Here is a 12892-nt window from a genome sequence, read left to right on the forward strand (position 1 = left end):
GCTCAGACGGTTATCACGCGCTTTCCGAGGGTGTGCCGGGTGGCCAGATCGAGGTAGGCCCGGACGCCCTCGGAAAGCGGATAGCGCTCCGAAATACAGGGCCGCAGGCCGTCGGCGGCGACGTCGCGCATCGTGCCCAGCGTGGCGTTCGTGTCCAGGACCAACCGGTAGGAGACGTCGTCGCGGCCGATCCATTCCGGTCGCGGCGGCGGGAACGTCACCGTGTAGAGACGGCCGCCGGGGCGCAGCGCGGCCGCGATCGGCGTCAGCGCCGGGCCGGGCACCGCGAAGTTGACCGCCACGTCGACCCCGCCCGGATAGGCGCCGTACTCGACGACCTCGGAGGCACCCAACCCCAGCAACACCGATGCGTCCTCCGGCCGGCCGGTGGCCACGACCGTCGCCTTCGCCGCGCTGAGCAGCGGGATCAGAACAGTCCCCATGCCGCCGGAGGCGCCGACGACCAGGACGGTCTCGCCGGGGGAGACGGCCGCGGAGATCGCCACGGCCCGCGCGGTTAGGCCGCTGGTGCCCAGCGCCGCGGCCTCCTCGGGAGTCAGGGTGGCCGGGCGGTGGGCGACGAACGGGGTGTCGGCCTCGACCACCACGTACTCGGCCAGGGTTCCGGTGCCCAGCGAGGGCCGATCAGAACCGGCCATCGCGCGCATCACCCGCGGCACCGCGTGACCGAACACCTCGTCCCCGGCCGCGAACCCGGACACACCGTCGCCGAGCGCCGTGACCGTACCGGCGAAATCGTTGCCGAGAACGTGTGGGAAAGGCAGATCGATCATGGTGCGAAGGTCCCCGCGCGGCAGCGCGAGATCGGCCGGATTGAGTGCGGCCGCCGACACTCTGATCTGCAACTGCCCGGGGCCGGGCTCCGGAATCGGGACCTCGGCGAGGGTGAACTGCTCGGGTGGGCCATAGCCGGTTGCTACCACTGCGCGCATGGCGGCGAGGCTAGGGACGACCGAATCGGACGGTCAACCGATTAAGAGCTGGACACCCATTTCTGCTCGATCCGCCAGGTGCAGGTGCGCAGCCGGACCCGCCCGGAGCGCTCCTCGGTCAGGCACGGACCGTACTGACCGTTGCGAATCGCCTCGACGAACCACCATTGCTGCGTCGGATCGGCGCCGTTGCATTCGGCGACCTTCACGACCGTACGCTCCGCCTTGATGCAGTTATCGCCGTTGTAGAACTTACCGGAACTGGCCTGAAACCATTCCTGCCCCGGCGTCCCGTCATCGCACGGGCGGACACTCAGAACGGTTCCGATCGCCCCGCCGGTCAGGCAACGGCTGTCGTCGGCCTTCGTGAAGATCCAGCCCTGATGCAGCGGCGGCGGAGCCGGAACGGGCGCGGAAGCCGCCATTCCCGTAGTCAGAGCGGTCAGGAACCGGATGATGCGGCGCATAGGTCTTCACTCTACGAATTCCACGCCGCACCCCGCAGGAAAACGCGGAAAGGGAAGAAGGGGCAGGCACAAAGGCCCACCCCATTTCCCGTACGGCGTCAGCCGCTCACTTCTTGGCGGCCGGAGCCGAACTCGCCGCCCCGGCGTCGTCGGCCGCACCCTGCTCGTCCTGACCGGCCGCGTCCCCGCCGGCGTTCTGGTCGTCGGCCGCGCCCTGGTCAGCGGCACCGGCGCCGGCCCCGGCAGCCACCACGGCCTTGGCGTCGGCCAGCGCCAGACACGCCTGCAGCAGGCTCGCCTGAGCCGAGGTCACCGCGGTCGCCGCCGCGTCGTTGGCCGCCGCGCCCTGGTCACCGGCGTTCTGACCGTCGGCCGCACCCTGATCGCCCGCAGCCTGATCGCCGGCCGCGCCCTGGTCACCGGCGGCACCCTGATCGTCCGCGGCGCCCTGCTGCTCGGCGGCCTTCGCGCCCTTCAACGCCTTGAGGTACTTCTTGGTCAGCTTCTTGTTGTCGGCCTTGTTCTCGGCCGCGCTCTGCTCCGCGGCCGCGCCCGCCTGCTCCCCGGCCGCCGCCGCGGCATCGGCCGCGAACTGGTCACACGCCGCTTCCAGAGCCTGCGCCGAAGCCACCGCCGTGGCGCCCGCGTCCTGCGCCTTGACCGGCTGCAACTCCTCGCCGTCACAGACCACACTGCCGGCGTTGACCTGCAACTGCTGGCACTGGGACACGTCGAACTGCTGACCGTCCACACTCAACAACCCGCCGGCCTTGGGTGTCGTGCTCGCGTTCGCGAGCTGCACCCCGGCCACGCCGGACACCACCAGCACCCCCGCGACCACCACCGCGCCGATCGTCTTCCGCCGGTTACCCAGGTTACGTCGGTACGTGCGCGACCTCATGATCACTCCTCGTCGTTGGACGTCGATGTTCACCGGTTGGGGGGCCATACGGGGCCCGCGGTGCGGCCGGTTCAACGCCCCTCCGCTCCGAGCCCACCCCGGGAGCGCCGATCGTGGGGTAAAAGCGCAGGTCAACGGCGTACTGGAAAAAGGTTGAAAAAAATTGCCCGCGTCCAGCGATCGGGTGGTGTCAGTCGCTCCGGCCGCTCCCCGGACCGTCAGAATCGGTCAGTGCGCGATGATCGGTCGATGGATCCGGTAGAAGTCGCCCGCGAACTCGTCCTCGAACGCTTCCCAGACGCCGAGTGGGCCATGCTCACCGGCAGCGTCGTCACCGCACATCGGACCGCCGGATCCGACCTGGACATCGTGGTGCTCGACGAGACCGACCCAGGCCATCGCGAAAGCCTGCGCCATCGGGGCTGGCCGGTCGAATTCTTCGTCCACACCCGGGCCCGGCTGACCGGATTTCTGGAGAGCGAGCGGGCGCAGCGCAAGCCCAGCACACACCGGATGCTCGCCCAAGGAGTCGTGCTCACGGGCGACCCCGGGGATCTACCGATGTGGTGCGCGCGGATCCTCGCCGACGGGCCAGGGGCGCTGACCGATGAACAGAAAGACTGGCTTCGGTACGGGTTGACGGACGGGCTCGACGATTTTCGTCACGCTACGGATCCGGGGGAACGGGTGGTGATCGCGGCCGGGTTGTGGACCGGGGTGGCCGAGGCGGTGCTGTCGCTTGGTGGGCGGTGGGTCAGCGGTGGGAAGTGGCTACTGCGTGAGCTGCGGGAATACGATCCGGATTTTGCTGAACGGTGGCTGGCGGCGCGGGAGGATCCGGCCGGGCTGGTGGTGGAGGTGTTGGAGGGCGCGGGTGGGCCGCTGTTCGAAGGTTACCGTGCGTGATTCTTCCGAACCACCGCCGCGCAGACCCCACCACCACAAAGGGGGGTGCCTTACCCACCGTCATCATCGCGCGATTTCTCAAGATCATGCCGGCGGCCTGTGGACAACCCGCCAGTGTGGATAACCCGAAACCGCCCTCCCGGACGTGGAATCATCGACGCCGGGCCAGCGCCACCCCCACCAACGCCACGGCGCCCCCGGCCAGCGCGAGGAGGTGAGGCGTCTCGGACAGAACCGGCCAGGCGAGCAGAATCGTCAACGGCGGCACCAGATAGGTGGTGACCCCCAACCGTCCCGCGTTCATGTTGGCCAGCGCGTAGGCCCACGTCCCGAACGCGAGCGCGGTCGGCACCAACCCGAGGTACACCACGCCGGCGACCGATCCCGCCGGAGCCGACCGCAGATCGTGGACGAGGCTGCCCGCGAACGGCAACGTGACGATCATGCCGACCACGCACGCCATCTGCGTGACCTGCAGAGCCGGCAGCCGGCGCAGGGCCGGCTTCTGGAGGGTGACGCCGACCGCCCACGCCGCCGCCGAGATCAGGCACAGCGCCACACCGAGCGGATCGGCGGACTCCCCGCCCCGCCCGGCGAACCCGATCAGCAGCACACCACCGAAGGCGACCCCGGCGCCGATCAGCAGACTCCGCGGGAACCCCTCACCGAGGAAGAGGCCGGCCAGGATCGCGATCAGAATCGGTCCGACGTTGACCAGCATCGCCGAGGTTCCGGCGTCCAGGCGCTGCTCGGCGGCGTTGAGGGTGACGTTGTACAGCCCGAACCAGACGACGCCGACGCCGATCACCTGGGCCCACTCGCGGCCGGTCGGCCGGACCCAGGTACGGGTGGCGGCCAGGGCGATGCTCAGGGCGATCGCGCCCGCGGCCAGCCGGCCGAGGGCGAGCGATCCGGCCGAGAAGTGCGCGTGCACGGCGCGGATCGCGACGAAGGCCGAGGCCCAGGCGACGACGGTGATCGCGACGGCGGCGAGGACGGTGAGGGGTGGGCGGACACGATCGGTGGGAACGGCGCTGACGGACATGCGCACACCGTAGAGCGGCGACAGTTCGGCCGCCGCCGCAACGTCCGGTAGCGCCTCACGACACCTTCGAGCCGAGCAGCGCGCTGAGCCCGCCGGCGCGCTGCAACTTCTGCCAGCCCAACCGGATCCCGCCGATGGCGGCCAGTGTCGACTGGATCAGCACCAGGTACATCAGCTGGCGGTACACGAACTGCTGGATCGGCACCCGCCAGATCGGGCGCAACGATTCCTTGTCGAGGTGGAACGCGTAGACCGTACTGAAAATCTGGGTTGCCAGCATGGCCAGCCAGGCGACGACTGTCTCGACCGGGTTCAGGAACAGGAGTCCGTAGATCAGGAACACGTCGATGAGTGGGGACAGCAACGGCATGAGGGTCTGGAACAGCGCCAGGTTGAGCAGTCCGCGCCGCCCGAAGCTGCCCTTCTCGACGAGGGCGCGCCGGTGCTTCCACATCGCCTGCATCGTTCCGTAGCTCCAGCGGTACCGCTGCCGCCACAGCTGGGACACGGTCCGCGGCGCCTCGGTCCAGGCGCGAGCCTGCTCCTCGTAGACGACCCGCCACCCGGCCCGCACGATGGCGATCGTGAGGTCGGTGTCCTCGGCCAGGGTGTCGTCGCTGAGCCCGTTGACCTGCCGTAACGCGTCGGTCCGGAACGCGCCGATCGCGCCGGGCACGGTGGCCATGCAGCCCATCACGTCGTGCGCACGGCGGTCGATGCTGAAGCCGACGACGTATTCGATGTGCTGCCAGAGCGCGATCATCCCGGTCCGGTTGGCGATCTTCGCGTTGCCGGCGACCGCTCCGATCCGCGGGTCGGCGAAGGGTTGCACCAGGTGGCGGACGGTGTCGGGTTCGAATACGGTGTCGCCGTCCATCATGACGACGACCTCGGTGTCGGCGGCCGCGATGCCGGTGTTGAGCGCGGCCGGTTTGCCACTGTTGGGCTGCCAGATCACCGTCACGTTGCGGTAGCCGAGCGATTCGGCGATCTCCGCGGTCCCGTCGGTCGACCCGTCGTCGACCACGATGATCCGGATCGGGTGGGTGCTCGCGGCCAGCGACCGGACGGTGTCGGCTATGCACTCCTTCTCGTTGTAGGCCGGCACGATCACCGTGACCGGTTCTGTATAGGCCGGACCCCACACGTGCCCGTTCCTGGCGCGGCGGGCGTGGCGCCGCCCGAGGACCAGCATGATCAGCAGCCGGGCGATCGTCAGCACACCGAAGACCAGCAGCAGGACGGTGAACCAGGTCGACACGTTCTTGGCGATCTGCACGGCGCCGACGATGCCGGTGCCGAGCACCTTCTCGTTCGTGGTGGCGACCGGGTTGACCGTTTCCATGCCGGAGGCGGCGGCGACGGTGGTGAACGTGTATCCGGCCGCCTTCAGTGCCGGGATCACCTTCTCCAGGGCTTCGACGGTCAGCGAGCGGTCGCCGCCGCCGTCGTGGAAGAGCAGGATCGCGCCGGACCCGTCGTCGGGGGTGACCGCGTCGACGATGTCGTCGACCGTGACGTCGGCCTCCCAGTCGCGGCTGTCCAAGTTGTTGACCACGGTCAGGTAGCCGCGTTCGCCCATGTCCTGCATGACGGCCCAGTTGTCGTTGTCCAGGGCGGCGACGGTCGACGAGTACGGCGGGCGGAAGATCACGCTGGTCACGCCCGCGGCGCCGGCCAGCGCGAGCTGGGTCTCCTCCATTTCGACGGTACGGCGCCACTCCCCCTTACTGGACAATTCGGGATGGGTGAACGTGTGGATGCCGATCTCGTTGCCGGACTCGGCGACCTGCTTCACCACGTCCGGGTACTCGGCGATCTGCGAGCCGATCATGAAGAAGGTGCCCGGTACGTCGTACTTCTGCAGGACCTTCAGAATTTCCGGCGTGTACTCGGGGTTCGGGCCGTCGTCGAAGGTCAGCACGATCTGCTTGTCCGGGACGGAAACCGTCGTGGTCGTGGTGCCGTCGGTCTGGATGATCGGGCCGCCGTTCAGCGCCTCACCCGGGACCTGATCGGTCTGCGACGTGGAGGCGGTCGCCCCGTCCTGGGTGAATTCGCCCTGCACCAGTCCGTTCACCATCAGGATGCTGGCGAACAGACTGATCAGCACGGCGAAGACGATCCAGCGGGGTTTCGGCACCCGGATTCTTCGCGGTTCCTTCGGCACGTTCTCCCTTTCTGTGTGCAGGCATTTCCATAGGGCGATCAAAGGAATCGGTGTCACCATCCGGCGATGGATCCGATTCGACGCTGCCCGATCTGTCTCTCAGCCCACCGGGCCGGTATCGGCGAATCCGGGCGGCGCGGTGGCCGCCCGCGACGTTTTCGGGCTACGGCGCGCGACAGCGGAAGCGGTCGCGGAAGCCGTGCTCGACACCGTCGCTCTCGTCGTCAGCTCGGCGCTCGGCGCCTGCACGACACTGGCGATCACGACGCCGATGTAGGTCAGCGCACCCAGGGCGGCGGCCCCGCCGAACAACGCGAGAATCCGCTTCCGGCGCCCGCTGGAATCGACGAACACCTTGGTTCCGCCGGATTCGTTGAGCCTGGTCGACGCGTAGATCATCGCACTGGTCCTTCCCGAACAGAGCGGATTTCTTCCCGGCAGCAACCTAGGAATTCAATCTGGGCGCGGACTGTGCCGACCCCCAGCGCGTTCTGTGCAAAAACGTGACAGTGCGTATCCGTGGCGATTACCGAATTCCCGCCGGAATTCTGCGATCATGCGGCATGACCGTTCTCCGTACGGTGCACACCGCCGACCTGACCGCGAGTGACCGCACCCGGATTCGCGCCATGCTGGACGACGCCTTCGACGGCGGTTTCGACGACCACGACTGGGATCACGCGCTCGGCGGCCAGCACATCATGATCAGCGTCGACGGCACCCTGATCGCCCACGGGTCGGTGATCCAGCGGCAATTCATGCATCGAGACACGTCACTGCGCTGCGGTTATGTCGAAGCGGTCGCCGTGCATCGCGCGCATCGCGGCCGCGGATTCGGTGCCGCCGTGATGACCGAGGCCGAACGGCTGATCGATCACGGCTACGCCCTCGGCGCCCTCTCCGCGTCGCGCGCCGCCCTCGGCCTCTACCAGGGCCGCGGCTGGCACACCTGGCCCGGCGGCACCGCGGCGTTCACGCCGTCCGGCGTCGTGCGCACCCCGGACGAGGACGACAGCACCCTTTTTCGCCGCATTCTCGGCGGCGCGTCACTCGACGAATTCGCCCCAGTCGTCTGCGACTGGCGCGACGGCGACCTCTGGTAATCCTATCCGCCGCGCCATTTCGGCAACAGGAAGAGCCGGATTGGCGGCCGCCGAGCCACACAGTTCCGGATCATCCAGAAGAGCAATTATTTCCCGTACGGGAATATGGGGTGATCGTGCGGTGGCCCAGCGCACCTCGACATCCACATCCGCGCTGAGCCGTACCGTCTGCTCGGGGGTCAGATCGGCGCGGCGGGCGGCGTGCCGCCGCGCGGCCGGATCGCGGTGGGTGACCAGGGCCTCGACCACGTCCGGCGGCAGATGCGGGTTGTGGGCCAGATCGGTCAGGTCGTATTCGTCACCCTCGGCCAGCACCCACGCCACCGGCTCGTCGGCGAGCGGCCCGCGCAGGATCGCGGCCCGCAGATGACCACGGCTGCCGTTGAGATCGGTGAGGGTGTGCCTCCGGGCCGGCTCGGCCGCGGTCGGCTCCGGCCGGGTCGCCTCACGGGCGTTCGCCATCTGCTGCCGCACGAACGGGTCGGGGTCGTCGAGCAGCCGCCGGCGCACCCGTGCGTCGACCGCCTCGTTCGCGCCGAGCGCCGCCCGCACCCACGGCTCGGGATGCCCGGCCATGGCCGCCACCGCCACCTGCGGCAACGACGCGCGCTCGGCCAGCCCGGCGACGGCCGCCCCGCCGTGCCGCGTGATCAGCCGCACCAGCAGGTCCTCGGGGAGGGCGGGATTGACGGCCAGACCCTCCAGGATCGCGTCCGGCGGCGGAAACCCCGGCCAGCGGCGCAGTTCCGGCGAGGATCGTGGTCGGGCCCTACCCGCGTGCATCAACACTCCTGACGGATCGATGTGAATGCCAGCCTAGGCGCAAGTATGCGCAGGTCAAGGGGTGTGTTCACCCGATCGGCGCGGGGCCGCGGGGTCGGGTAGGCTGGATTTGGACCCGCTCGGCGAGCGCGTGGTGCGCCGCCTGGAATGGGGCGCCGACCGGTCGTACCTCCCAAATGACCTGGTCCCGAGCGTGCCGTGAGCGAATCGCCGTTATGGCGCCGCAGGCGCCGGTGGCCCGAGCCCCAGGTTCGTCGGGGGCCGCGGCTGCGGGCACAATGGGAGGGTTGTTGCCGTGGGATGTCAGGAGGAACGGTGGCGCTAGAGGTACGGCCGAAGCGGTGCGTCGTCGCGGTCGACGGCCCGTCCGGCTCGGGCAAATCCACCGTCTCCCGGCGTCTGGCCACCACGGTCGACGGCGTCTACCTGGACACCGGCGCCATGTACCGCGCGGTGACCTGGGCCGTCCTGCAAGCCGGGGCGGACCTGGACGACCCGGACGCGATCACCAAGATCGCGCTGGAGACCGAACTGTCGATCGGCACCGACCCGGCCGCGCCGCACGTCGCCGTGAACGGGACGAACGTCGACGCCCCGATCCGCGGTCCCGAGGTCACCGCCGCCGTCTCCGCCGTCGCCGCGGTGCCGGCCGTGCGGAAACATCTCGTCGCGCTGCAGCAGGCGGTCATCGCGGCCCAGCCGCGGATCATCGTCGAAGGCCGCGACATCGCCTCGGTCGTCGCGCCGGACGCCGACCTCAAGGTCTACCTGACCGCGTCCGCGGCCGCCCGCGCCGAACGGCGCAGCGCCGAGGACGCCACCGACGTCAACGACACGGAGGCGGACCTGGCGCGCCGCGACAAGCTGGACTCCAGCCGCGCCACCGACCCGCTGCGCCAGGCCTCCGACGCCATCGAGGTGGACACCACCGGAATGGGCATCGACCAGGTCGTGCAGCACATTTTCGCTCTGCTGAACAGCAAGGTAAGTAAGTGACTGAATTTCCCGCCGGGCTCGACATCAACGATTTCGAGGGCGGTCTCGATTTCGCGTCGTCCGATCCCTCGGCAACCACCGACGACGAGAACTTCTCCGGGCCCGTCCCGGTCGTCGCCGTCGTCGGCCGCCCCAACGTCGGCAAATCGACGCTGGTCAACCGCATCATCGGCCGCCGCCAGGCCGTCGTCGAGGACGTGCCCGGGGTCACCCGCGACCGCGTCCCCTACGACGCGCAGTGGACCGGCCGGCGATTCACCGTCGTCGACACCGGCGGCTGGGAACCCGACGCCAAGGACCGGGCCGCCGCCATCGCCGCCCAGGCCGAGATCGCCGTACAGACCGCCGACGTGGTGATCTTCGTGGTCGACGTCACCGTCGGCCCCACCGACGTCGACGAGGCCGCGGTCCGCATGCTGCGCCGCAGCCACAAACCGGTCATCCTGGTCGCCAACAAGGCCGACAACCAGAACCTCGAACTCGAGGCGGTGTCACTCTGGTCACTCGGCCTCGGCGAACCGCACCCGATCTCCGCCCTGCACGGCCGCGGCTCCGGCGACCTGCTCGACGACATCCTCGCCGCGCTCCCGCCCACCCCGCCGATCATCGAGGGCGCCCCGCGCGGCCCCCGCCGCATCGCCCTGGTCGGCCGCCCCAACGTCGGCAAATCCAGCCTGCTCAACCGGATCGCCAAAGAAGAACGCGCCGTCGTCGACTCGGTCGCCGGCACCACCGTCGACCCGGTCGACAGCCTGGTCGAGATGGACGGCGAGATCTGGCAGCTCGTCGACACCGCCGGCCTGCGCAAACGAGTCCACCAGGCCTCCGGCACGGAGTACTACGCCTCCCTGCGCACCGCCGGCGCCGTCGAAGCCGCCGAAGTCGGCGTCGTCCTGCTCGACTCCGGCGAAGTCATCAGCGAACAGGACCAGCGCGTCATCTCCCAGGTGATCGAATCCGGTCGCGCCCTGGTCATCGCCTTCAACAAGTGGGACCTGGTCGACGAAGACCGCCGGTTCTACCTGGACAAGGAGATCGACCGCGACCTCAAACGGGTTACCTGGGCCGTCCGCGTCAACATCTCCGCCAAAACCGGCCGCGCCGTCGACAAACTCGCCCCGGCCATCCGCCGCGCCCTCACCTCGTGGGAACAGCGGATCCCCACCGGTGCCCTGAACCAGTGGTTGACCGCCCTGACCCAGGCAACCCCCCATCCCGTACGGGGTGGGCGCGCCCCCCGCGCCCTGTTCGCCACCCAGGCCGGCGTCGCCCCGCCCCGCTTCGTCCTGTTCACCACCGGCCCGTTCGACGCCGGGTACCTGCGCTTCATCGAACGCAAACTCCGCGAGGAGTTCGGCTTCGAAGGCACCCCCATCGAGGTGTCCGTCAAACCCCGCAAGAAGACCGGCCCGGGGGGCCGCGGAAAAGCCCATGGGTGAGGTTGGTAAGCTTTAGGAGATGTCGCGCCGGGTTGAGGCTCGGGGCGGGATCGGGCTGTAGCGCAGCTTGGTAGCGCACTTGACTGGGGGTCAAGGGGTCGCAGGTTCAAATCCTGTCAGCCCGACCAGTGTTTTGAAGCCGCTGACGAGGACGAAAGTCCTGGTCAGCGGCTTTTTCTATGGACGAACATCGCTCGCCCAAGATCGCTCTAGTGGATCTTGTGGTCACGGACGTGGTCACGGCAGTGGCTACCGTGGATCTCACCTGCTCGAACATGTGACCACGGGGGGACCTGATGACCATCGGCTCGTACGAACTCTCCAACGGCAAGACCAACTGGTACTTCGTCATCGACCTCCCCATGGGGGACGACGGAAAACGACGCCAGCACAAGCGCCGCGGATTCCCGACCAAGGGCGCCGCGGAGAAAGCGGAAACTGAAGCGCGTAAGGCGTACGGGGCCGCGAGTATCGCCGCCGACGGCAGCGTCGCGGCGGAGCTGGGCGGCTGGTTGTCGGAGCGTGAACTCGATATCGAAGAGACCACGCTGGACAGCTACAAGAACATCATTCGGATGTATGTGATCCCGCACATCGGGGGCCGGCAGCTCTACAGCCTCGACAAGCGCGTTGTGCAGGACATGTACAAGACGCTGTTGAGGGAGGGCGGCAAGGACAGGAAGCCGTTGTCGCCGACGACGGTGCGCACCACGCACCGGGTGTTGCAGAAGGCGTTCAAGGACCTGGGGATCAATCTGGAGAACGTGCGACAGCCGAGGCCGGCCGAACGTGAGGATCACGGCCGGAAGGGGGTGTGGTCACCGCAGCAGTCGAAGACGTTCCTGCGGCATCACCGCGATGCCCGGCTGTATGCGGCATGGGCGCTCGCGATCGTCGCGGGTATGCGCCGAGGGGAGCTGGCGGGGCTGCGCTGGTCGAAGATCGATCTCGACCAGGGGATCGTGTATGTGCACATCCAGCGGACGATCTGCGGGAACAAGGTGATCGAGAAGTCACCGAAGGGCAAGAGCCGCCGGCCGGTCGCGATCGGCCCGGCGATGGTGAAGGTGCTGCGCGAGCACAAGGTCCGGCAGGACGCGGAGAAAGCGGAGGCCGGGCTGCTGTATCACGACCGGGACTACGTGTTCCCGCGTGAGGACGGGGAGCCGTACTACCCGCGGTATTTCACCGACATGTGGGAGAAGGCCTGCCTGGAGGCGGGGGTGCCGCAGATCGTGCTGCACGATGCCCGGCACACGTCCGCGACGGCGGGCGCGGATGCGGGTGTTCCGGAGCATGTGATGCAGAAGCGGCTCGGTCACGCGGATGGGCGGACCACGCGGGAGGTGTACACGCATGTGTTGCCGGAGAGCGAGCGTAAGGCGGCTGAGTTGATGGACTCGGCGTTGCAGGACTGGGACCAGGCAGCCTGACCGGCTTGGTGTCGGTCTGTGTGCAATTGCTGGGGCGGGCGTTCGCGCCCGCCCCAGCGCCGTTCGGATGTGGTTAGTCGTCGTGGCGTTCGTCGACGACGTACGGCGTGCCGGCCAGCGTGTCACCGATGGGTGTCTTGGCCCAGTCGGTCAGCAGGCCGGGTTGGTCGGTGCAGAGGCTGAGCAGGGTGACGATCTCTTCGACGGTGGGGGGAGTGTCGAGGTGGCAGCCGAGGATGTTCTTGTTGCTGGCCGTTCCGCCTTCGTCGCCGAAGTCGTCGTTGTCCGGGATCCACTGCTGTAGTTCGATGGTCCAGAGGCTGCTGTGGCCTTTGTCCGGGTGGGGTGCTGACAGCTCGACGAAGTACCGTTCGGGGTTATCGTCGGCGGGGTCCTCGGTGATGGACAGATACTCGGCCTCGAGGCGACAGGTGCTACTGGGATGACGACGCCGAAGAAGGATTCACGCCTGCCCAGCTTCGCCTCGGCATCAGAACCTGCGGCTCCTCGCGGAAGCGCGGTGGCGTCGAGCATTTCACGGTAGCTGTCGGTCAGCTGGCGTAGACCGCCGCCGTGAAGCACGGCGGGATGCTCGTAGTCCCAGACTCGTTGCTGGAGGGGCTCGCTGGTGGCGGCAGCGTCGTATCTGGTCGGTTTGGCGTGCAGGCAGGTGGCTTCGGCGGCGGGTTCTACGGT

The 12892-nt window shown here is 68.5% G+C and carries 13 protein-coding genes and 1 tRNA gene; 7 read left to right on the forward strand and 7 right to left on the reverse strand.

Going from position 1 to position 12892, the window contains the following annotated elements; genetic code table 11:
* Window positions 1-2: 2 nt before the first annotated feature.
* From ACSHV8_RS00285 to ACSHV8_RS00295, 3 genes are all read right to left on the reverse strand, one after another.
* The gene (locus tag ACSHV8_RS00285; RefSeq protein WP_436528184.1) at window positions 3-953 is read right to left on the reverse strand and encodes an NADP-dependent oxidoreductase; all 951 of its coding nucleotides are present in this window, start codon (window positions 951-953) and stop codon (window positions 3-5) included.
* Window positions 954-994: 41 nt separating this feature from the next.
* Complete coding sequence (locus tag ACSHV8_RS00290; protein ID WP_436528186.1) at window positions 995-1420, reverse strand: ricin-type beta-trefoil lectin domain protein; 426 nt, start codon at window positions 1418-1420, stop codon at window positions 995-997.
* 106 nt (window positions 1421-1526) lie between these two features.
* Window positions 1527-2321 carry a hypothetical protein gene (locus tag ACSHV8_RS00295; protein WP_436528187.1) on the reverse strand — a complete coding sequence of 265 codons (795 nt, stop codon included), beginning with the start codon at window positions 2319-2321 and terminating at the stop codon, window positions 1527-1529.
* 231 nt (window positions 2322-2552) lie between these two features.
* On the opposite strand from ACSHV8_RS00295, the gene ACSHV8_RS00300 reads away from it, so the two are divergent.
* Window positions 2553-3227, forward strand: coding sequence for a nucleotidyltransferase domain-containing protein (locus tag ACSHV8_RS00300; RefSeq protein ID WP_436528189.1), 675 nt, complete (start codon window positions 2553-2555; stop codon window positions 3225-3227).
* Window positions 3228-3378: 151 nt separating this feature from the next.
* Here the strand turns inward: ACSHV8_RS00300 and ACSHV8_RS00305 are convergent, their stop codons facing one another.
* The 3 genes from ACSHV8_RS00305 to ACSHV8_RS00315 form a co-directional block, all read right to left on the reverse strand.
* Window positions 3379-4272, reverse strand: coding sequence for a DMT family transporter (locus tag ACSHV8_RS00305; RefSeq protein WP_436528191.1), 894 nt, complete (start codon window positions 4270-4272; stop codon window positions 3379-3381).
* Between the two features lie 55 nt (window positions 4273-4327).
* Window positions 4328-6442 (reverse strand): bifunctional polysaccharide deacetylase/glycosyltransferase family 2 protein, encoded by a 2115-nt coding sequence (locus ACSHV8_RS00310; protein WP_436528193.1) that lies wholly within the window; start codon window positions 6440-6442, stop codon window positions 4328-4330.
* 99 nt (window positions 6443-6541) lie between these two features.
* Window positions 6542-6841 carry a hypothetical protein gene (locus tag ACSHV8_RS00315; protein WP_436528195.1) on the reverse strand — a complete coding sequence of 100 codons (300 nt, stop codon included), beginning with the start codon at window positions 6839-6841 and terminating at the stop codon, window positions 6542-6544.
* A gap of 164 nt (window positions 6842-7005) precedes the next feature.
* On the opposite strand from ACSHV8_RS00315, the gene ACSHV8_RS00320 reads away from it, so the two are divergent.
* Window positions 7006-7545 carry a GNAT family N-acetyltransferase gene (locus tag ACSHV8_RS00320; RefSeq protein WP_436528197.1) on the forward strand — a complete coding sequence of 180 codons (540 nt, stop codon included), beginning with the start codon at window positions 7006-7008 and terminating at the stop codon, window positions 7543-7545.
* On the opposite strand, the gene ACSHV8_RS00325 is transcribed toward ACSHV8_RS00320, so the two are convergent.
* Window positions 7489-8328, reverse strand: coding sequence for a hypothetical protein (locus ACSHV8_RS00325; protein WP_436528199.1), 840 nt, complete (start codon window positions 8326-8328; stop codon window positions 7489-7491). The two genes, ACSHV8_RS00320 and ACSHV8_RS00325, sit on opposite strands and share 57 nt — an antisense overlap.
* Window positions 8329-8628: 300 nt before the next feature.
* On the opposite strand from ACSHV8_RS00325, the gene cmk reads away from it, so the two are divergent.
* From cmk to ACSHV8_RS00350, 5 genes are all read left to right on the forward strand, one after another.
* Window positions 8629-9324, forward strand: a complete 696-nt coding sequence (cmk, locus tag ACSHV8_RS00330; protein ID WP_436528200.1) for a (d)CMP kinase — start codon at window positions 8629-8631, stop codon at window positions 9322-9324.
* Window positions 9321-10763 carry a ribosome biogenesis GTPase Der gene (gene der, locus ACSHV8_RS00335; RefSeq protein WP_436528202.1) on the forward strand — a complete coding sequence of 481 codons (1443 nt, stop codon included), beginning with the start codon at window positions 9321-9323 and terminating at the stop codon, window positions 10761-10763. Before cmk ends, der begins: the two co-directional genes overlap by 4 nt.
* Window positions 10764-10814: 51 nt before the next feature.
* A tRNA-Pro gene (locus ACSHV8_RS00340) sits at window positions 10815-10891 on the forward strand.
* A 168-nt stretch (window positions 10892-11059) separates the two neighbouring features.
* A complete protein-coding gene (locus ACSHV8_RS00345) occupies window positions 11060-12196 on the forward strand; it encodes a tyrosine-type recombinase/integrase (RefSeq protein ID WP_436528204.1) in 1137 nt (378 codons plus the stop codon).
* An 82-nt stretch (window positions 12197-12278) separates the two neighbouring features.
* Entirely contained in the window at window positions 12279-12500 is a 222-nt protein-coding gene (locus ACSHV8_RS00350; protein ID WP_436528206.1) for a hypothetical protein, read from the forward strand.
* The last annotated feature ends 392 nt before the right edge of the window (window positions 12501-12892 follow it).

Source organism: Actinoplanes sp. HUAS TT8, from assembly GCF_051380535.1.
Lineage (GTDB): Bacteria > Actinomycetota > Actinomycetes > Mycobacteriales > Micromonosporaceae > Actinoplanes.

Excerpts from the sequence above, each read along its gene's own strand:
- ACSHV8_RS00285 (WP_436528184.1), bottom strand. The coding sequence starts at position 953 with ATGCGCGCAGTGGTAGCAACCGGCTATGGCCCACCCGAGCAGTTCACC.
- ACSHV8_RS00290 (WP_436528186.1), bottom strand. The coding sequence starts at position 1,420 with ATGCGCCGCATCATCCGGTTCCTGACCGCTCTGACTACGGGAATGGCG.
- ACSHV8_RS00295 (WP_436528187.1), bottom strand. The coding sequence starts at position 2,321 with ATGAGGTCGCGCACGTACCGACGTAACCTGGGTAACCGGCGGAAGACG.
- ACSHV8_RS00305 (WP_436528191.1), bottom strand. The coding sequence starts at position 4,272 with ATGTCCGTCAGCGCCGTTCCCACCGATCGTGTCCGCCCACCCCTCACC.
- ACSHV8_RS00315 (WP_436528195.1), bottom strand. The coding sequence starts at position 6,841 with ATGATCTACGCGTCGACCAGGCTCAACGAATCCGGCGGAACCAAGGTG.
- ACSHV8_RS00320 (WP_436528197.1), top strand. The coding sequence starts at position 7,006 with ATGACCGTTCTCCGTACGGTGCACACCGCCGACCTGACCGCGAGTGAC.
- ACSHV8_RS00325 (WP_436528199.1), bottom strand. The coding sequence starts at position 8,328 with ATGCACGCGGGTAGGGCCCGACCACGATCCTCGCCGGAACTGCGCCGC.
- cmk (WP_436528200.1), top strand. The coding sequence starts at position 8,629 with ATGTCAGGAGGAACGGTGGCGCTAGAGGTACGGCCGAAGCGGTGCGTC.
- ACSHV8_RS00345 (WP_436528204.1), top strand. The coding sequence starts at position 11,060 with ATGACCATCGGCTCGTACGAACTCTCCAACGGCAAGACCAACTGGTAC.